Origin of the sequence: Bacillus sp. 0209A (genome assembly GCF_036765095.1) — a bacterium.
Classification (GTDB): domain Bacteria; phylum Bacillota; class Bacilli; order Bacillales; family Bacillaceae; genus Bacillus; species Bacillus subtilis_G.
Genome location: NZ_JBAIZV010000003.1, coordinates 161,307 through 180,730, shown reverse-complemented (window position 1 = coordinate 180,730; position 19,424 = coordinate 161,307). Strand labels below are relative to the sequence as shown.

Genomic DNA, 19,424 nt, shown 5'->3' with positions numbered 1-19,424 from the left:
GATGAAGCTTGATGCGGTGACATTTGGGGAATCGATGGCCATGTTTTATGCAAATGAGTACGGAGGCCTTCATGAAGTATCCACTTTTTCTAAAGGGCTGGCCGGAGCAGAAAGCAATGTCGCTTGCGGTCTGGCCAGACTTGGATTTCAGGTGGGATGGATGAGCAAGGTCGGCAATGATCAGCTCGGAACATTTATTTTACAGGAGCTTAAAAAAGAGGGAGTGGATGTGTCCCGCGTAATCCGCTCGCAGGACGGAAATCCCACCGGCCTGCTGCTGAAGTCAAAAGTGAAAGAAGGCGATCCGCAAGTTTCCTATTACAGGAAACACTCAGCTGCAAGCACACTAACGTCTGCTGAATATCCGAGAGATTATTTTCAATGCACGGGCCATTTGCATGTGACAGGTATTCCCCCAGCCTTATCCGCTGAAATGAAAGACTTTTCCTACCACGTGATGAAGGATTTGAAACATGCTGGGAAAACGGTATCGTTAGATCCCAATTTAAGGCCTTCGCTTTGGCCTGATCAAGCAACGATGGCCCAGACGATCAATGATCTGGCGGGGCTTGCAGATTGGTTTTTCCCGGGGATCGCAGAGGGGGAGCTGTTGACCGGAGAAAAAACACCTGAAGGTATTGCCGATTATTATCTGAATAAAGGTGTCAGCTTTGTTGCTATTAAACTCGGAAAAGAAGGCGCTTACTTTAAAACAAGGGAAAGTGAAGGATTTGCAGAAGGTTTCCGGGTTGAACAGGTGGTTGATACGGTCGGTGCCGGAGACGGATTTGCAGTCGGTGTGATCAGCGGCATCCTTGACGGTTTGTCGTACAAGGATGCGGTTCAAAGAGGAAATGCGATCGGCGCTTTGCAAGTGCAGGCACCGGGGGATATGGACGGCCTGCCGACCAGGGAGAAATTAGCTGCGTTTTTATCTGCTCAAAGAACGGTTTACCAAAAGAAAGGGGATTATTAATATGGAGTCTAAAATCGTTGAAAACCGTCTGAAAGAAGCAAGGCTGATTGCAGTCATTCGTTCACAGGATAAACAGGAAGCCTGCCGGCAGATTGAGAGCTTATTAAATAAAGGGATTCGTGCAGTTGAAGTGACGTATACTACACCTGGGGCATCGGAAATTATCGAATCATTCCGTAATAGAGAAGATATCTTAATCGGCGCGGGCACAGTCATCACTGCGCAGCAAGCGGGAGAAGCTGCCGAGGCTGGTGCGCAATTTATTGTCAGTCCGGGTTTTTCACCTGACCTCGCTGAACATCTTTCGTTTTTGAAGATACATTATATCCCCGGTGTATTGACACCAAGCGAAATTATGGAAGCGCTGACATGCGGTTATACTACATTAAAGCTGTTCCCAAGCGGTGTGTTTGGCATCCCGTTTATGAAAAATTTAGCAGGCCCTTTCCCGCAGGTGACCTTTATTCCGACAGGCGGGATACATCCGTCTGAAGTGCCGGATTGGCTCAAGGCCGGAGCAGGCGCCGTTGGTGTCGGCAGCCAGCTGGACAGCTGTTCAAAAGACGATTTGCAGGCTGTTTTCCAAGTGTAAGGGTATTGTTTTTTCATAACCGGAGATGGGAGAATCCACATATGAAAATCAAAGCGACAATTGAACGGGTACCTGGAGGCATGATGATTATTCCGCTGTTTCTGGGAGCGGCGCTCAATACGTTTGCGCCTGGAACAGCGGAGTTCTTTGGAGGGTTTACGGGTGCTTTGATTACCGGAACGCTGCCGATACTGGGTGTTTTTATCTTTTGTGTAGGGGTGACGATTGATTTTCGTTCTTCAGGCTATATCGCAAGGAAAGGAATCACATTATTATTGGGGAAGATCGGATTTGCGGCGCTTCTCGGCGTGATCGCGGCCCAATTTATTCCTGATAATGGCATACAATCCGGTTTTTTTGCAGGTCTTTCTGTTTTAGCAATTGTTGCGGTGATGAATGAAACGAACGGCGGCCTGTATTTGGCGCTCATGAACCATTTGGGAAGAAAAGAGGATGCGGGGGCTTTCGCGTTTATCAGTACAGAATCAGGGCCTTTTATGACCATGGTGACGTTTGGTGTAACGGGGCTTGCGGCATTCCCGTGGGAAACGCTGGCAGCGACGGTCATCCCGTTTTTACTCGGCTGTATACTTGGAAATCTTGATCATGATCTCAGAGACTTATTCAGCAAGGTTGTGCCGGCAATTATCCCGTTTTTTGCTTTTTCGCTCGGCAATACCTTGAATTTTGGAATGCTGATTCAATCAGGACTGCTTGGGATATTTATCGGTGTTTCGGTCGTCATTTTATCGGGCAGCTCCTTGTTTTTGCTTGATCGTTTTGTCGCGCGGGGAGACGGTGTCGCGGGCGTGGCCGCTTCTTCTACGGCGGGTGCGGCAGTGGCCGTGCCGTACGCATTAGCGGAAGCCAACTCTTCGTTTGCGCCAGTTGCCGAATCAGCAACTGCAATCATAGCGACAAGCGTGATTGTCACCTCGCTGCTAACCCCGCTGGCAACAGTGTGGGTGGATAAAAAAATCAAAAAAAAGCGGAAAACACCGCCTCCAAAAAATCAAATGACGATCAACTGAATAAAGAAGGCTGCCGCCAAGAATACCGGCAGCCTCTTATCCAAACAATTTGACTTTCATACACCCTTCCATTAGCCTGTAATGGAACGGCTAGAATAGGGAGGGAATGGATATGGAGATACATACATATGAAAAGGAATTTTTTGATCTTCTAAAAAGAATCTCACACTACAGCGAAGCAGTTGCGTTAATGCACTGGGACTCCAGAACAGGTGCGCCCAAAAACGGTTCAGAAGACCGTGCCGAAAGTATCGGCCAGCTTTCAACAGATATATTTAATATCCAGACATCAGATCGGATGAAGGCGCTTATCGATGCCCTGTATGAACGATTTGATGACTTGTCTGAAGATACGAAAAAGGCAGTGGAGCTGGCGAACAAAGAGTATGAAGAGAATAAAAAAATCCCTGAGGCTGAATACAAGGAATACGTCATTCTGTGTTCAAAGGCAGAAACCGCGTGGGAAGAAGCGAAAGGAAAATCTGATTTCAGCTTATTTTCCCCTTATTTAGAACAGCTGATTGAATTCAATAAACATTTTATTACATATTGGGGTTATCAAGAGCATCCTTATGATGCATTGCTTGATTTGTTTGAGCCGGGTGTCACGGTAAAGGTGCTTGATCAGCTGTTTGCTGAGCTCAAAGAAGCGATCATTCCGCTTGTTAAACAAGTGACAGCTTCCGGAAATAAACCGGATACAAGCTTTATTACAAAAGCGTTCCCTAAAGAAAAGCAAAAAGAGCTCAGCTTGTATTTTTTGCAGGAGCTTGGCTACGATTTTGATGGGGGACGGCTTGATGAAACGGTTCATCCGTTTGCGACCACGATGAACCGCGGAGATGTCCGGGTCACGACGAGATATGATGAAAAAGATTTCCGTACGGCGATCTTTGGCACCATTCATGAGTGCGGTCACGCCATATACGAGCAAAATATTGACGAAGCACTGAGCGGCACGAACTTGTCAGATGGCGCATCAATGGGAATCCATGAATCTCAATCATTATTTTACGAGAATTTTATTGGCCGAAACAAGCATTTTTGGACACCGTACTACAAGAAGATTCAAGAAGCATCACCTGAACAGTTCAAGGACATTTCTCTGGATGATTTTGTCCGGGCAATCAACGAATCAAAGCCTTCATTCATCAGGGTTGAAGCGGATGAATTGACGTATCCTCTTCATATTATCATCCGTTATGAAATTGAAAAAGCGATTTTCAGCAATGAAGTGTCTGTGGAAGAACTGCCATCGCTTTGGAATCAAAAATACCAAGATTATTTAGGGATTACACCGCAGACGGACGCAGAGGGGATTTTACAGGATGTCCATTGGGCAGGAGGAGATTTTGGCTACTTCCCATCCTATGCGCTCGGCTACATGTATGCGGCCCAGCTGAAACAAAAAATGCTTGAGGATCTTCCTGAATTTGACACCCTTTTGGAAAGAGGGGAATTCCATCCGATTAAACAATGGCTGACGGAAAAGGTGCACATTCACGGAAAACGGAAAAAGCCGTTAGAGATTATTAAAGATGCAACTGGGGAAGAATTGAATGTACGCTATTTGATTGACTATTTGTCAAACAAATATTCAAATCTCTATCTGTCGTAATTAAAAGCCTGGCGGCGTGGCCGTCAGGCTTTTTACGATCAAAAAACTTAAAAGACGAATGATTAAATAGAAAATAAAAATAAAGTTCGGGAATTTCGCTTTTTTGTCTATGCAAGAGATTAGAATCTTGATATAATTTATGACAATATCATAGGAACACTCATATAATCGCGTGGATATGGCACGCAAGTTTCTACCGGGCACCATAAATGTCCGACTATGAGTGAGCAATGAGACCGCATGTGTACGGTTTTTTGTTATATCAGCATTGCTTGCTCTTTTTTTGAGCGGGCAATGCTTTTTTTATTCTCATAACGGAGGTAAGACAGGATGGAAGCACTGAAACGGAAAATAGAGGAAGAAGGCGTCGTATTATCTGATCAAGTATTGAAAGTGGATTCTTTTTTGAATCACCAAATTGACCCGCTGCTTATGCAGAAAATCGGTGACGAATTTGCAGCGAGATTTGCAAAAGACGGTATTACTAAAATTGTGACAATCGAGTCATCCGGAATCGCTCCCGCTGTGATGACGGGCTTGCAGCTGGGTGTGCCGGTTGTCTTCGCCAGAAAGCATCAATCTTTAACACTCACTGATCACTTGCTGACAGCGTCTGTTTATTCCTTTACGAAGCAAACAGAAAGCCAAATCGCAGTGTCAGGAACCCACCTGTCGGATCAGGATCATGTGCTGATTATCGATGATTTTCTGGCAAATGGACAAGCGGCGCACGGGCTCGTGTCGATTGTGAAGCAGGCGGGAGCTTCTATTGGGGGGCTTGGCATTGTCATTGAAAAATCATTTCAACCAGGGAGAGTAGAACTAGTGAACCTTGGCTACAGAGTGGAATCTTTGGCAAGAATTCAATCTTTAGAAGAAGGAAAAGTGTCCTTCGTACAGGAGGTTCATTCATGAAAAACGGATTCGGCAAAACGCTGTCTTTAGGAATACAGCATGTGCTCGCCATGTATGCCGGTGCCATTGTTGTTCCGCTGATTGTCGGAAAAGCAATGGGGCTGACTGTTGAACAGTTGACCTACTTAGTATCGATTGATATTTTTATGTGCGGTGTGGCTACACTTTTGCAAGTGTGGAGGAACCGATTTTTCGGAATCGGGCTTCCGGTTGTGCTTGGCTGTACATTTACGGCTGTATCGCCGATGATTGCAATTGGATCTGAATACGGGGTTTCCGCGGTTTACGGAAGTATTATCGCTTCAGGTATTCTTGTCATTCTGATTTCATTTTTCTTCGGAAAGCTGGTATCGTTTTTTCCGCCGGTCGTGACAGGCTCAGTTGTTACGATTATCGGTATTACCCTTATGCCGGTAGCCATGAATAACATGGCCGGGGGAGAAGGAAGTGCAGATTTCGGAGATCTTTCCAATCTTGCACTCGCCTTTATCGTTTTGGGTGTCATTGTGCTTTTATACCGTTTTACGAAAGGCTTTATCAAATCCATCTCGATTTTGATCGGTATTTTGATCGGGACTTTCATCGCTTATTTTATGGGAAAAGTTCAATTTGATAACGTATCGGACGCGGCAGTTGTTCAAATGATTCAGCCGTTTTACTTCGGAGCGCCGTCTTTTCACACAGCGCCTATCATTACGATGACCATCGTGGCGATTGTCAGCCTTGTAGAATCAACTGGTGTTTACTTTGCCTTAGGTGACTTGACGAACCGCAGTCTGACAGAGAAAGATTTGTCTAAAGGCTATCGCGCTGAAGGACTGGCTGTGCTGCTGGGCGGTATTTTTAACGCTTTTCCTTACACGGCGTTCTCTCAAAATGTCGGACTTGTGCAGCTTACAGGAATCAAGAAAAATGCCGTAATTGTTGTCACGGGTGTGATCTTAATGGCATTCGGGCTGTTTCCGAAGATCGCTGCTTTCACGACCATCATTCCATCTGCTGTTCTGGGCGGGGCAATGGTAGCGATGTTTGGAATGGTGATCGCTTACGGAATCAAAATGCTCAGCCGCATTGATTTTGCAAAACAAGAAAATCTGCTGATTGTTGCCTGCTCAGTGGGTCTGGGTCTTGGTGTGACCGTTGTGCCGGATATTTTTAAACAGCTTCCGAGTGCCTTAACGCTTCTTACAACAAACGGCATTGTCGCCGGCAGCTTTACTGCAGTAATCTTGAATATTATATATAACGTATTTTCTAAAGCCAAAAAAACAGAACAAAAAGCTGATATCACTGAACAAAAAACAGCAGTCTAAACTCCGCCGCGGCGGAGTTTTTTGCATATAAAAAAGATCGTTGCGGCACAATGTATGCAAAGAGGTGATCACATGGCGTTTATTTTATCCGTCGGAACAAGTCTTCCTGCGTACGATGTAAACCAAGAGAAAGCGGCTGAGTTCGCCCGCTACATGTTTCAGCATTCCTTTAAAGATATTGACCGGCTGTTAACCTCCTTTAAAAACGGGCAAATTCAATCGAGACAATTTGTCAAGACGATTGAATGGTATAAAGAAGGCCACAGCTTCGAAGAAAAAAATCAAATATACATAGAAGAAACACTTAAGCACAGCAGAGAAGCGGTGAGAGAGTGCCTCTCCCATCCTGCATTTATTCAAGGCGCCATTCCTTATGAGAAGGTGGATGCTGTTTTTTTCGTCTCCAGCACGGGTCTTTCCACACCGAGCATCGAGGCGCGGCTCATGAATGAACTTCCGTTTTCTCCATATACGAAGCGAATTCCGCTCTGGGGTCTCGGCTGTGCAGGAGGAGCCAGCGGACTAGCGCGCGCAGCCGAATACTGCAAAGCGTATCCTGAGGCTTTTGTGCTTGTCATTGCTGCTGAGCTGTGCAGCCTGACATTCCAGCCGGAAGATAAAACGAAAAGCAATCTGATCGGCACCTCACTTTTTGGGGACGGCATTGCGTCAGCATTATTATGCGGAGAGAAGGCGGACCGCACGATGTCGAAACTAAAACTGGTGCCGAGGATAACGGATTCCCAATCCGTTTTGATGAAACAATCAGAAGATGTCATGGGCTGGGACTTTACTGATCGAGGTTTCAAAGTCATTTTCTCAAGAGATATTCCGACTTTGGTGGAAAAGTGGCTCAAAACAAATGTGCAAATTTTTTTGGACAAACATCAGCTTTTATTCAGTGATATCAGTGTTTTTTTAGCACATCCTGGCGGAAAAAAGGTGATTGATGCATACATCGAAAGTCTTGAACTGTCAGCAGAAAAGCTTTTATCTGCGCAAAGCGTATTGCAAAAGCACGGAAATATGTCTTCAGCCACAATATTGTATGTGATTAAAGAGCATCTGTTGAACGGGCATAAAAACGAAGCAGAACGGGGACTGATTGGCGCATTAGGGCCGGGATTTTCATCAGAGCTGCTGTTATTCAGCTGGGAAAAGGGGGCTTGACTCATGTTTTGGTTGTTGATCGCTATTCTCATTACTCAAAGAGCAGCTGAAATGGCTGTAGCCAGACAAAATGAACAAAAGGTAAAGAAACAAGGGGCGATCGAATTCGGTGAGAGCCACTATCCGTATATCATCATCATGCATATCCTTTTTTTCCTGTCTTTAACTGCAGAAGTGCTGCTGATGAACAAACAGCCGTCAAGCTGGTGGATCGGTATCGCTGCGGCTATTTTAAGCGTGCAGGCAGTACGGTATTGGGCCCTTTGTTCCTTAGGAGCATATTGGAATACGAAAATCCTTGTCGTTCCAGGTGCTGAGCTTGTAAAAAAAGGCCCTTACAAATGGATGAAGCATCCCAACTATACCGTTGTTATACTAGAAATTTTATTGATTCCGCTGCTGTATCAAGCGTACGTCACCATGTGTCTGTTTTCCATTGTTAATGCCGTGTTGTTAACCGTCAGAATTCGTGCAGAAGACAAAGCATTAGAGGAATTCAGTATAAAATAGAGATTGAAAATCATTCTCACCCGTGTTAGAATGAATTTGAAAAAGATTCTCAATCAGGATGGTGAAGCAAATGACAATGCTGTTTTTGCTTGGGGCGGTTTGTACATATAGTGTATTAATTGGTTTTGTATTAAAAGGAATCTCTAATAGATCTGTTTAATGAATCTGGAACTTGTCAAAGTTGCAGATTTTCTTTTATAGAAGCTGCCGTAATGGCGGCTTTTTTCTATTCTCTTAAAGAAATTCGGCTCATTTTTGTGTAAAATGAAAGGGAATGTATTCAGATCTTTCGAAAGATTCACAAGTGAAATGGCACAAAGGGGTTCAGAATTATGACAGAATATAACAGAGAAGAGCTTTTGCACAAAACTGGGGAACTTTATAAGCGATTTATCGAGAATCAAGATGAACAAAGAGCTGCTAAACTGGCTGCGGTCATGAACAAAGCGGCTGATGAAGAGGTTTATATCGCGTTTACCGGGCACTATTCGGCAGGTAAATCCTCACTGCTGAACTGCTTGTTAATGGAGAATATATTGCCCACAAGCCCGATTCCGACAAGCGCTAACCTTGTTGTGATCAGAAACGGGGAAAAGCGTGTGCGGCTTCATACAACAGACGGAGCATGTGCTGAGCTGGAGGGGGCTTATCGGAAAGACAAGGTGCAGCAATATTGCAAAGATGGGGAGCAGATTGAAAGCGTTGAAATTTTTGATCGATATACTGACATCGATGCCGGGGTTGCGTATATTGATACCCCTGGGATTGACTCAACAGATGATGCGCATTTTCTGTCGGCGGCGTCTATTCTCCATCAGGCGGATGCGCTGTTTTACGTCGTTCACTATAATCACGTGCACGCTGAGGAAAATGTAAAGTTTCTCAGGTCGAAAAGAGAAAGCATTCCCAATGTGTATTTTATCGTAAATCAAATTGACCGCCATGATGAGGCGGAAACGCATTTTGAAGATTATAAAGCGCAGGTAGAGGAGATGCTTTGCAATGAAGGCATTTCAAAGGACGCTCTCTATTTTACGTCAGTGACAGAACCAAACCATCCGTTCAATCAGATTGGGGCTCTGAGAGAAGAATTAAAAAAAATAGAACAGCAATCAAAAAGCAACCTCCAGCCTTTAACAGAACAAAAAGTCCGCAATCTGCTGAACGAACATACGGAGATGCTTTTAAAAGACGAAACAGATGGTCCCAGCTTTACTGAACAGCTTAACACACAAGCTGAACTGGTCCAATCGCTGCGTGATCAATTGGATGAGACGGCAAAGCAAGCGACCGAGGCAGAAAACAGGATGCTGGAAGAAGTCAACCGCATTTTAAAGAACGCCAACCTGACGCCTTTTGAAATGCGTGAACTCGCAGCTGCATTTTTAGAATCACGAGAGCCTTCCTTTAAAACCGGTTTTTTCTTTTCGAAAGCAAAAACTGCACAGGAAAGAGATAGAAGAAGAAATGTTTTTTTCTCTGATGTGTCAAAACGAACAGAGGCCGAAGCGGATTGGCACATAATAGACACGTTCCATCAACTCGCCAAGGCATTTCATGTTCATACAGCTGAAAGTGAAAAGCTGATACAGGCCTATTGCACGCCGCTGGAAGCTGACATCATAGAACGCGCGGTTAAGCATGGTGCAGCTTTTTCTTCTGAATATGTATTGCAATATACAAAAGATTTGGCAGAGCTCATCCGCAAAGAAGCGAAAAGAGAAGCGGCAGACATCATAAAGGCGCTTACTGCGATGGTGAAAGAGAGTGTTTCTAAAGACTTGGAAACGATCAATGACCGGCTCATTCATGAATCAGAAAAACTTGCCATTCTTCAAGAACAGGCCCGTTTAGAGAATAATGCCCGCGAGAAAGCCGATCGCATGCGGGCCATTTGGGAAGAGGAATCCGCATGTCCAATGCACATAAACACCGACTGGTTTAAAACGAAGAAAAAAACAGTGGCGGCTCCGGAACAGAAACGAAACCAAAGTCAACAGACACGGCAGCGAAATGTAAAACCAGAAATAATGGAGCAAGAACTGCCGCTTCATGACCAGATCAAACGCTTTCACATATTGTCTGACCTTTTAGGTGAAATTAGCATGCTGTCAAAGCAAAACTCAGCCTTTCGGGAAAGGATTAAAAGGCTTGAGGAACAGAAATTTACACTTGCGCTTTTTGGAGGATTCAGCTCTGGGAAATCATCATTTGCAAATGCGCTTGTCGGCGAAAGGGTGCTTCCGTCCTCACCAACGCCAACCACAGCCACAATTAACAAAATCACAAAACCAACCAATGGCAACATCAATAAAACAGCGGATGTGGTCTTTAAGACGGAGGCTGACATAACGTCAGACATTTTGCAGCTTACCGGAATACAAAAAGAGCCAACAGGCAGTTCTTTTACAGAGAAGTGGGAAAAGGCAGCCAAAAAAAGCCGTCTGCAGGAAGAACACATCAAATTGATCAATCACTTCTTGCTTGCCTACGAACAGTATCAGCCATATATACAGGAACAAAAGAAGTTAACGGTTCCGCTGTCTGAATTAAAGCCGTATGTGGCAGAGGAGACAACGGCCTGCGCTGTGAAAGAGGTAACGGTTTATTATACGTGCCCGCTCACTGAAAAAGGGATTACAATCGTTGATACGCCCGGCGCAAGCAGCATGAATAAACGGCATACAGAGCTGGCGTTCCAATATATTAAAGATGCCGATGCATTTTTTTATATGACCTATTATCAACACTCCTTCTCGAAAGGAGACCGTTCATTTTTGCGAAAACTTGGACTGGTAAAAGAATCGCTCAGTATGGATAAAATGTTTTTCATTATTAATGCAGCAGACCTTGCGAAAGATAAAACAGAGCTTGAAACAGTGACCGATTATGTCAGCGCAGAGCTTGTAAAAGAAGGGATTCATGATCCGCAGCTCTTTACCGTATCAAGCAAGGAGGAACTGCTCGGAAAACCGGAATCATTTTATAACCAGTTCCCAAACGTCAGAAAACATTTAGACTGGTTTATCGAAGTTGATGTGAAAAAAACGTCAGCTGCACAGCTCAGTTCGGAAGCAGACAAATTATGCGAAACTGTTTTCCAGCTTCACCAGTCCCAGCATCAATCCAAGGAAAAAAAGGAAGCGCAGAAACAGCGCCTTATGCTGTCATTTGAGCGGACTGCAGCTGAGATCGAGAAACGGAGGAACTCGGAAACCATCATTGAGAAAGTAAAAAAAGACACCAAAGAGCAGCTTTATCACATTACACAGCGATTATCCTTTTTTGCCAATGATCTATTAAAATCGGCATTTCATCCCGGGCTTCAGAATGGAGATTGGAAAAAGACCGTCGCTAAGGCGATGAAAACCGCCTTACATGAATATCAGTTTGAATATGTTCAGGAAATTAAAACGCTTGATGTTCGCATGAGCGGTTTCATCGAGCGGCATATTGCCGAAGAATGGCTGGAAAGCTTTCAAAAAACATTAAATAAAGACGGTTATTTTTCCATTTATGCGGGTGATCAGCATTCCAACAGTATACAGCTGATGGAGGTTGAACCGGATTTAGATGAACGCGCCTTCGAGCAGGAACAAAAAGAAGTCAAATCACCGAAGCAGTTTTTTGAACAGAAAGGAAAAGCGGCCTTCATCGAAGCTGTACGGATGAAACTCACGAAAATCACAGAGGCTTGGGTGAGAAATGAAGAAGAAAGCCTTATCACTCATTACACAGATCATCTCAGTCGCTTACAGGAAGAAATGGCTGTAAAAGCAATGGAACAAATAAAGGATCAAAAAGATACGTATGTAGAAGGATATGCGGAAGGGGAACATGCGAAAGAGATTGAAAAGGCATACCAAGCGTGCATCTCTTGGCAAAGATCAGACCATACAATAAAAATGTAAAATTTAGTTGGATTGTATTTCAAGTCATGATAGACTAAATAGAAAAAAGCGAGATGAAGGATTCATGTCAGAGGTACATAAAGCAATTTCAGCACATTCATCAAAACAGCACGAGCATATCAAAACATTTATGCGTCTTGAAAACATGCGTGAAATGGCCATTGAAGAAGCGGTTTCAAAATGCAAAAACGATGAGCCTTTTACTACAGACGCGATTAATGAAGTTACCGAGCAAATGAATCAGCTTGCCAAACAGGGCATCGTGCCGACAAGACGCCTTGTATCTAAAGAAATGGTCGGAGAATACGTAAGCCGTATGTAAGCTGGATGATCCTGTCGCGAGTGAATACCCTGCAAAAGCATATACTATATGTATCCGACGTAAGGGGGGATTCATGTTGGGCAGAACAAAGCTGGGAAACAGAAACGCACAGGCGAATAACAATGCCAAAAAGAAAAATGGATTTCAAACCCATTTTGACTCTTACGCAGGACGCGAAGCTGAAAAGCTGATCGCCAGCAACAAAAGACACAACGACTGATGATACACAAAACAGTATCTCTAATCGAAGAGATGCTGTTTTTTATTTGCACTGCTTTATGGTAATATAGAAGGAATGAAAGAAAAGGGAGTTATCTTATGAATCATAATAAACTATTGCTTGTTGACGGTATGGCTCTGTTATTTCGGGCGTTTTTTGCCACGGCCGTGCACCGCAACTTTATGATAAATGACAGCGGGGTGCCAACGAACGGTGTCAACGGATTTTTAAAGCACTTGATTACAGCGGTGGAAACATTCCAGCCGACACACGTCGTCTGCTGTTGGGACATGGGAAGCAAAACGTACCGAAATGACTTGTTCCAAGATTATAAGGCGAACCGCAACGCACCGCCTGTGGAGCTGATCCCGCAGTTTGATTTGGCAAAGGAAGCGGCCGCTGAGCTTGGTATCATGAATATCGGCTTTGCCGGGTATGAAGCAGATGATTGTATCGGAACACTTGCCGCTTTGTATGCGAATGAAGCTGACATTACGATCGTAACAGGAGACAGAGATTTACTTCAGCTGTTAACGGATGAAGTGAGTGTGGCCCTGCTCCAAAAAGGAATCGGAAATTATAAAGTTTATACAAAAGAGACTTTTTATGAAGAAACAGGCGTTCTTCCGAAAGCTTTGATTGATATTAAAGCGCTTATGGGTGATTCGAGTGATAACTATCCTGGCGTTAAAGGGATTGGAGAAAAAACAGCCTATAAACTGATTCGTGAATACGAAACGATTGACCGTTTATTAGAAAATCTTTCTCTTCTTCCCAAGGGGCAGCAGGGGAAAATTCAGCAAGGTTTGAGCGATTTAGAGATGTCCAGGAAGCTTGCGGAAATTCATTGCTCGGTGCCGCTGGCCTGCACGCTGAAAGACGCTCTATTTACACTGCAAATGGAGCAGGCGGCTGGCATGCTTCGCCGCCACCAAATCAAAGGAATTGAACGTATGCTTGAAAAGCTGAACGCTAGAGAGATCGTGTAGATCTTCTCTAGCGTTTTGTATTGCTTTTTTTGGCTCTTTCCTCAAGCTCTGTTTTAGGGTCAGTATGTGTATTGCCTTCCAGGTCGCCTTGAGGAGTTACACCGCCGGTCAGCCGGCCTTTATCTTTCTTTTTCATGTTTGTTCACCTCCACATTAGGATGAACAAATGATCGAGTTTTAATTCTTATCATTCAGCCGAATCGCTTCTTTTGCCAGCTGATCGGCTTTTTGGTTTTGCTTTCCCGGTATCCATTTGATGAAAAAAAGAGGGAAGGCCGCTTTTAATTGGATGATTTCTTCCACATACGGGTGAAACGTTTTATTTTTAACCTTTTCAAGCTCAGCGGCTCGTTCCACAATATCTGAATCGGTGCGAAAGGAAACAGATTGATACCCGCGCTTTACACAAAGCTTCATCCCTTCAATTAAAGCAAGAAATTCCGCTTCCTGATTTGTATGCATTCCGATTGGAATAGAGAAAAACTCTGCTTGTCCTTCATGTTTGATAAAAATGCCGATGCCGGATGGTCCGGGATTACCGGCGCTTGCACCGTCTACATAAATTTCTGTAGGCATTATGAACTCCTCTCATCATTCGGTACCATTCTTTTTGCTGCATAAGCATAAGGCAGTGAAATCAAAGATACCGCAAACTTAATCAAATATGTGGAAATGAAAATATGAAGCCAAATTCCTGCCGGATAAACGCCGAAAAAAGCGACACCAGTAAATATCAATGTATCAAACAGCTGGCTGACTGCTGTACTGCCGCCATTTCTGAGCCATAAAAGCCGATCAGAAGGAAATATCCTTCTGATTGACGAATATACATAAACATCCAGCGTTTGGCTGAAGATAAAGGCAAGCAGACTTCCTAACGCGACTCGCGGAAGGAATCCGAAAATCGTTTCCAGCGCTATTTGCGATATGTCGCTGGAAGCCGGTTCGAAAAGGAGCACGCCTTGCATGACAAATGTCAGCGTCAGGAGCGTTGAGAATCCGAGCCATACCGCTTTTCTGGCTTCCGCCGGACCGTATTTCTCATTCAGCACATCTGTCGCAAAAAAGATTGTGCCGTACATCACATTCCCGAGCGTTGCTGTTAAGCCAAACAGTTCGACTGTTTTGACGACTTGAAGGTTGGCACAAACTGTCGCAAAACCAATCCAAACAAACAGTCCCATTTTGCCAAATCCTTTATAAAATAAAAGAACAATGATAAAATGAATGATCGCAAAAATGATCCAAAATGAATTGTTAAACAAAATGAAAAAGCTTCCTTTCCGGGATAAGATTGGTTTGATTATAGCACATGCCCGGCAACTAATGAATGGTAAGGTGATCATAATGAAGCTCAGACCGCATATGAAGATAGAAGCAAAAGGGACGGGATCCGTCTCATTTTTAGGCGAAGACTGGCTGACTGCTCAACAGGCACGTATGCTCGCCAGAGAACTAGGCCGTTTTCCATATATGAAAGAGCTCGAGTTCGAAGACGAGAAAGGCGGCAGCTGGACGCTGAAGGAATTGGAAAAGCTGACAGAGGAGCTTGCTCAAGAGCCTGATGACATTACTGTTTATTTTGACGGCAGTTTCGATAAGGAAAGCGAACTGGCAGGACTCGGAATCGTCATTTATTATTCATTGGGAGGAAGCCGGCATCGCTTGAGAAAAAATAAAAGCTTCCGGCTGAAAACCAATAATGAAGCTGAATACGCGGCGCTTTATGAAGCAATAAGAGAAGTAAGAGAGATTGGGGCTAGCAGAAATTCAATTACAATCAAAGGGGACTCGCTTGTTGTGCTGAATCAGCTTGACGGCAGCTGGCCTTGCTATGATCCGTCTCATAATGAATGGCTGGACAAAATAGAAGCACTCCTTGAATCGCTGAAGCTCACTCCAACTTACGAAACCATACAGCGGAAAGACAACCAGGAAGCTGACGGACTCGCTAAAAAAATTCTATCCCATCAATTCGTAGAAAGCCATACGAAATTAGACCGTAACGGAGATGACGATATTGGATAAGAAAATGATCTTTAAAGAACTGACAGAACTGCAAGATGAATATTGCAAGGACTGTTTTATTAAGAAACAGTTTCGTAAAGATTTTGGCAAAACTTATGCACATTCATTTTGTATTAATAAATGTACAGTAGGTGAAAAGCTGAAAGCATACGGCGATGTCTTAACCAATCACTAAAGAATAAAAACCGCAGAAGCTGCGGTTTTTATTCTTTGAATTCATCCAGCTGATGCTGGCTATCATCCAGCAGCTGCTGTTGCTGCTCTACAAATTCAGGATCATCGAGAGCTGCCAGTTCTTCAGATTGTGATAGTTCTCTTGCATCCTCAATGGCTTGGTATGCGGAATCGACTAATGTTTTACTTTGGCCTCTCGTCGCAGCTCCTGTCGTTTTCTGAGCTGTTTCCACCGCTAGTTCCAGCTGCCGCTTATCCGTAAAGCCAGTCTGCTCCTCTTCATGAAATTCTGATGTCATAAAAAACACCTCCGCAATTATTTTGCAGAGGTTTTTTGAAATTTATGTACCAAAATAGAAAATAAAATGAAAAATAAGCCGATATAACCATTGAACCAGAATAAATAGGACTGTTTTACTATTTGAGGTATCTTGGCAGAGAAGGGGAACGAAGCTATGGATGATAAAGACTTGAGGTCGATCCTTCACAAAACATTTATAGAAATATACAGTGATTTAGAAGAACTCGCGGATATCGCGAAAAAAGGGAAGCCGTCAATGGAAAAACATGTCGAAGAGATTGAACAGAGGTGCAAACAAAATATTTTGGCCATTGAAATTCAGATGAAAATCAAATAGGAGAGGCATTTGCCTCTCCTCTATTTGTCATCATGTATTGAGTTTAGAGTTTTACAACATTAGAAGCTTGAGGTCCACGATTACCTTCGACAATTTCAAAAGAAACTTCTTGTCCTTCTTCTAATGATTTGTATCCGTCTCCTTCGATAGCTGTGAAGTGAACAAATACATCGTCTCCGCCTTCAACTTCAATGAAGCCGAATCCTTTTTCGTTGTTGAACCATTTTACTTTACCGTTTTGCATATTGCTTAATTCCTCCTAGTACTGTAGCACCCGTGTGCTAAAAAAAATTTTGTCACCATTTAACTTTGATTCATTGTTAAATGATGGTTCAACTATACACCATCTGGGAGCACCCCGTCAAGTTCCGAAACTGCTTATTTTTAAAAAGAAGGGAAAGTTTCACAAAAAAATGTAACCGCTCTTATAAATAGGTGAATAAAATAAAAAGAGCACGCGATTTTCGCGTGCTCTCTATGAACATCATTACGATAGCGCTTTGGCTCTTTGTTTAGCTGTCATCATCATTTCTGATTCCTTCAGGATATCCTCTAAAATCACTTCAGAGGAGTTTGTTAAATGAAGGTCCTTAATGTTTTTCTTCATGCGCTGTAAGGTATCTTCATCTGCGAGAAGGGAAGTGACTGACTCGAGAATCTCTTCGTGACGGTTCACGACGATGGCAGCTCCGCGATCTTCAAAGTAGTTCGCATTTTCTTTTTCCTGGCCGGGCACGGGTTTGTACAGAATGACAGGCACACCGATGGCAGTTGCTTCTGTCAAAGTAATGCCGCCAGGTTTTGTAATCATGCAATCTGTGATCCGGAACAGCTCATCAATGCGTTCCACATAGCCAAGAACTTTTAATTTGTCACCGTTTTCTGCTTCAAGCGTACTTAAAGATTCTTTTAAAGCCGTATTTTTCCCGCACACGACAACCACTTGCACATGGTCATCTTTGACAAGGTTTTCGCACAGCTCTTTTACGTTTTTTAATACACCGTGTGCGCCTGCCATGATCAGAAGCACTTTTTTGTTTGGTGAAAGATTGTACTTTTGATATAACGGCTCCGCCGGCAGGGATTCTTCAAATTGCGGTCTGATTGGAATTCCAGTGATTTTTACGTTGCTTGGATGAGTGCCGATCTCCAGCAGTTTTTCCTTCACATAATCTGTCGCCACATAATATTTATCCACGTTTTCATGAACCCAAATTTTATGAAGGCAAAAATCAGTCATCACGTTGAAGGTAGGAATGACTCTTCCTGTTCGGCGTCTGTATTCCGGTACGACGATCATCGGAAATGTATTAATAATAATATCGGGCTGATGTTCATCGACAAGTTCGCCCAATCGTTTATTCCCCATTTTAAAGTAAATATTAAATTTACGTTTATTATAGATTTTGTCAACTCCGTAATAAAACAAACGATAAAACTGTTTCCCGATTGAGAAGCTTTTTAAATAAAGGTACTGAGTTACCTCTGAAACAATCGGATTTGACTCTTGGTACAAATTAGAAACGGTTACATGCTGAAAGCCGAGCCGAACACATTGCTCATAAAGCGTTTTGGCTACCTGCACATGCCCATTTCCGTAATTTGCAGTCAAAATTAATACTCTTTTATTGGTATTCAAGTAAATTCACCTCAATGTAATCAACAACAAGCAAGCTTCATGCATCGTAAGGAGTTATTGTCTATACATAAACATAACACAAATACATAATCGAATTATTAATGCAGTGAAAAAATTAAGCTAATTTTAAAAGATTTGGATTCCAGTATTTTTAATTTTTGTTATACGCAGACTGAATCAGATGTATTTTATCATATTTTTTGCTCAGCGTATCACTAAAATAGAAAAATTAGTCCCATTCATAAGGAGTTTCTTGGTAAACGTAATAATTCAGCCAGTTCATAAACAATAGTGTCGCATGCGCTTTCCAGCGATTCACGGGCTCTTTGCTGTCTTCAGCGAAATAATGTTTAGGCGCCTCGACACCAGAAAGGTTGCGTTCCAGATCTCTTTCATATTCTTGAAGAAGCGTATTTGTATCATATTCAGGGTGCCCTGTTAAAAAGACTTGTTTTTCGTCTTTTGACACAATTAAGCACACCCCAGCTTCCTTAGATGCGGCAAGAATATTCAACTCAGTCACTGCTTGAAGCTGTTCCATATTTATATCTGTATGCCGGGAATGCGGCACGTAGTATAGCTCGTCAAAACCTCTTACCAATCTTTCATGTTTTGAAAGTACTGTATGTTCGAACACACCGAAGATTTTTTTCGGCATTTCAATTTTTTCCACACCATAATGGTAATATAAACCTGCTTGAGCGCCCCAGCATATATGCAAGGTTGAAGTGACATTCGTTTTGCTCCACTCCATGATCTCTTTGAGCTCTTCCCAATATGAAACATCTTCAAACGCCAAATGCTCGATCGGCGCACCGGTGATAATCATGCCGTCAAACTTCTTGTGACGGATATTGGAAAAAGTCGTATAAAATTCGTCAAGATGTTCTCTTGCAGTATTTTTCGGCGTGTGTGTGCTTGGGATTAAGAATGTAAAATGAACCTGTAAAGGCGAATTTCCAAGCAATCTGAGAAGTTGTGTCTCTGTTTGGATTTTTTTCGGCATCAAATTCAATATGATAATTTTTTGCGGCCGGATATCCTGGTGAAATGCTCTGCTTTCATCCATTACAAATATATGTTCACTCTCAAGCACCTGTTTTGCCGGCAGGTGTGTTGGTATATTAATAGGCAACGTGCCACCTCCATTATTTCCCCGTTTAATTTTCTTCATTATAGGAATTTTCACGCCAATTTTCAATCTATCTATTAGTGTTTGAGGGGGAAACAACAGAAAACTCTTTAAATAAAACGCATAGATACGCCTTTTGGTTTCACTGGAAAATGCTTTTTCGATGATTTATCCCAGAAGGGAACTGTCATGTTTTATAGAAATGGTTAAGATAACAAAAGCAGCACGCATGTGTATATAACATTA

The 19,424-nt window shown here is 43.1% G+C and carries 23 protein-coding genes, 1 pseudogene and 1 riboswitch; of the genes and pseudogenes, 16 read left to right on the top strand and 8 right to left on the bottom strand.

Translation table 11 applies throughout. The features are described from left to right. Position 1: 1 nt before the first annotated feature. The 13 genes from kdgK to exnP all read left to right on the top strand — a co-directional run bounded on the left by kdgK (position 2) and on the right by exnP (position 13,567). The gene (gene kdgK, locus V6D44_RS11505) at positions 2–976 is read left to right on the top strand and encodes a 2-dehydro-3-deoxygluconokinase (protein WP_333516530.1); all 975 of its coding nucleotides are present in this window, start codon (positions 2–4) and stop codon (positions 974–976) included. A gap of 1 nt (position 977) precedes the next feature. Beyond that, positions 978–1,568: a bifunctional 4-hydroxy-2-oxoglutarate aldolase/2-dehydro-3-deoxy-phosphogluconate aldolase gene (gene eda / locus V6D44_RS11500; RefSeq protein ID WP_289347571.1), complete on the top strand. Its 591-nt coding sequence runs from the start codon at positions 978–980 to the stop codon at positions 1,566–1,568. 41 nt (positions 1,569–1,609) lie between these two features. Next, the gene (kdgT, locus tag V6D44_RS11495) at positions 1,610–2,599 is read left to right on the top strand and encodes a 2-keto-3-deoxygluconate transporter (RefSeq protein WP_333516528.1); all 990 of its coding nucleotides are present in this window, start codon (positions 1,610–1,612) and stop codon (positions 2,597–2,599) included. 112 nt (positions 2,600–2,711) lie between these two features. After that, the gene (gene ypwA / locus V6D44_RS11490) at positions 2,712–4,217 is read left to right on the top strand and encodes a carboxypeptidase (RefSeq protein ID WP_087990488.1); all 1,506 of its coding nucleotides are present in this window, start codon (positions 2,712–2,714) and stop codon (positions 4,215–4,217) included. Between the two features lie 140 nt (positions 4,218–4,357). After that, positions 4,358–4,457, top strand: a riboswitch (purine riboswitch). Between the two features lie 90 nt (positions 4,458–4,547). Next, positions 4,548–5,132, top strand: coding sequence for a xanthine phosphoribosyltransferase (gene xpt / locus V6D44_RS11485; protein ID WP_087990487.1), 585 nt, complete (start codon positions 4,548–4,550; stop codon positions 5,130–5,132). Continuing rightward, complete coding sequence (pbuX, locus tag V6D44_RS11480; RefSeq protein ID WP_087990486.1) at positions 5,129–6,445, top strand: xanthine permease PbuX; 1,317 nt, start codon at positions 5,129–5,131, stop codon at positions 6,443–6,445. The genes xpt and pbuX overlap by 4 nt, the downstream gene beginning before the upstream one ends. A 72-nt stretch (positions 6,446–6,517) precedes the next feature. Next, positions 6,518–7,615 (top strand): type III polyketide synthase, encoded by a 1,098-nt coding sequence (locus V6D44_RS11475; protein WP_242519852.1) that lies wholly within the window; start codon positions 6,518–6,520, stop codon positions 7,613–7,615. 3 nt (positions 7,616–7,618) lie between these two features. Continuing rightward, on the top strand, positions 7,619–8,125 hold the full coding sequence (locus V6D44_RS11470) for an isoprenylcysteine carboxyl methyltransferase family protein (RefSeq protein ID WP_087990485.1): 507 nt from the start codon (positions 7,619–7,621) through the stop codon (positions 8,123–8,125). Between the two features lie 70 nt (positions 8,126–8,195). After that, on the top strand, positions 8,196–8,285 hold the full coding sequence (gene fbpC, locus V6D44_RS11465; RefSeq protein ID WP_141113371.1) for a Fur-regulated basic protein FbpC: 90 nt from the start codon (positions 8,196–8,198) through the stop codon (positions 8,283–8,285). Between the two features lie 172 nt (positions 8,286–8,457). Then, the gene (locus V6D44_RS11460; protein WP_333516527.1) at positions 8,458–12,036 is read left to right on the top strand and encodes a dynamin family protein; all 3,579 of its coding nucleotides are present in this window, start codon (positions 8,458–8,460) and stop codon (positions 12,034–12,036) included. Positions 12,037–12,100: 64 nt separating this feature from the next. Then, a complete protein-coding gene (locus V6D44_RS11455; RefSeq protein WP_087990483.1) occupies positions 12,101–12,358 on the top strand; it encodes a YpbS family protein in 258 nt (85 codons plus the stop codon). 73 nt (positions 12,359–12,431) lie between these two features. Beyond that, on the top strand, positions 12,432–12,578 hold the full coding sequence (locus V6D44_RS11450; protein WP_003230761.1) for a hypothetical protein: 147 nt from the start codon (positions 12,432–12,434) through the stop codon (positions 12,576–12,578). 98 nt (positions 12,579–12,676) lie between these two features. After that, positions 12,677–13,567 carry a 5'-3' exonuclease ExnP gene (gene exnP, locus V6D44_RS11445; protein WP_202327453.1) on the top strand — a complete coding sequence of 297 codons (891 nt, stop codon included), beginning with the start codon at positions 12,677–12,679 and terminating at the stop codon, positions 13,565–13,567. Positions 13,568–13,574: 7 nt separating this feature from the next. Here the strand turns inward: exnP and sspL are convergent, their stop codons facing one another. The 3 genes from sspL to V6D44_RS11430 are packed head-to-tail and all read right to left on the bottom strand — an operon-like array spanning position 13,575 to position 14,832. Then, positions 13,575–13,703 (bottom strand): small, acid-soluble spore protein L, encoded by a 129-nt coding sequence (sspL, locus tag V6D44_RS11440; protein WP_010327950.1) that lies wholly within the window; start codon positions 13,701–13,703, stop codon positions 13,575–13,577. 41 nt (positions 13,704–13,744) lie between these two features. Beyond that, entirely contained in the window at positions 13,745–14,143 is a 399-nt protein-coding gene (locus V6D44_RS11435) for a reverse transcriptase-like protein (protein ID WP_333516525.1), read from the bottom strand. Further along, the gene (locus V6D44_RS11430; RefSeq protein WP_333516524.1) at positions 14,143–14,832 is read right to left on the bottom strand and encodes a queuosine precursor transporter; all 690 of its coding nucleotides are present in this window, start codon (positions 14,830–14,832) and stop codon (positions 14,143–14,145) included. Before V6D44_RS11430 ends, V6D44_RS11435 begins: the two co-directional genes overlap by 1 nt. Positions 14,833–14,914: 82 nt before the next feature. Here V6D44_RS11430 and V6D44_RS11425 point away from each other — a divergent pair, with 82 nt between their 5' ends. Continuing rightward, entirely contained in the window at positions 14,915–15,595 is a 681-nt protein-coding gene (locus V6D44_RS11425) for a ribonuclease H family protein (RefSeq protein WP_333516523.1), read from the top strand. Next, positions 15,588–15,770, top strand: a complete 183-nt coding sequence (locus V6D44_RS11420; protein WP_087990478.1) for a zinc-finger domain-containing protein — start codon at positions 15,588–15,590, stop codon at positions 15,768–15,770. Before V6D44_RS11425 ends, V6D44_RS11420 begins: the two co-directional genes overlap by 8 nt. 28 nt (positions 15,771–15,798) lie before the next feature. Here the strand turns inward: V6D44_RS11420 and V6D44_RS11415 are convergent, their stop codons facing one another. Then, positions 15,799–16,068 (bottom strand): DUF2564 family protein, encoded by a 270-nt coding sequence (locus tag V6D44_RS11415; RefSeq protein WP_087990477.1) that lies wholly within the window; start codon positions 16,066–16,068, stop codon positions 15,799–15,801. 156 nt (positions 16,069–16,224) lie between these two features. Here V6D44_RS11415 and degR point away from each other — a divergent pair, with 156 nt between their 5' ends. Further along, a complete protein-coding gene (degR, locus tag V6D44_RS11410) occupies positions 16,225–16,407 on the top strand; it encodes a transcriptional regulator DegR (RefSeq protein ID WP_010327956.1) in 183 nt (60 codons plus the stop codon). Between the two features lie 43 nt (positions 16,408–16,450). Here degR and cspD read toward each other — a convergent pair whose 3' ends face one another. From cspD to metA, 4 genes and pseudogenes are all read right to left on the bottom strand, one after another. Next, on the bottom strand, positions 16,451–16,651 hold the full coding sequence (cspD, locus tag V6D44_RS11405; protein WP_003230776.1) for a cold-shock protein CspD: 201 nt from the start codon (positions 16,649–16,651) through the stop codon (positions 16,451–16,453). A gap of 15 nt (positions 16,652–16,666) precedes the next feature. Further along, a pseudogene (locus tag V6D44_RS11400) lies at positions 16,667–16,814 on the bottom strand (hypothetical protein). 80 nt (positions 16,815–16,894) lie between these two features. Further along, positions 16,895–18,046, bottom strand: a complete 1,152-nt coding sequence (locus tag V6D44_RS11395; protein ID WP_087990476.1) for a diglucosyl diacylglycerol synthase — start codon at positions 18,044–18,046, stop codon at positions 16,895–16,897. A gap of 229 nt (positions 18,047–18,275) precedes the next feature. Next, positions 18,276–19,181 carry a homoserine O-acetyltransferase MetA gene (metA, locus tag V6D44_RS11390; RefSeq protein WP_087990475.1) on the bottom strand — a complete coding sequence of 302 codons (906 nt, stop codon included), beginning with the start codon at positions 19,179–19,181 and terminating at the stop codon, positions 18,276–18,278. Positions 19,182–19,424: the final 243 nt, after the last annotated feature.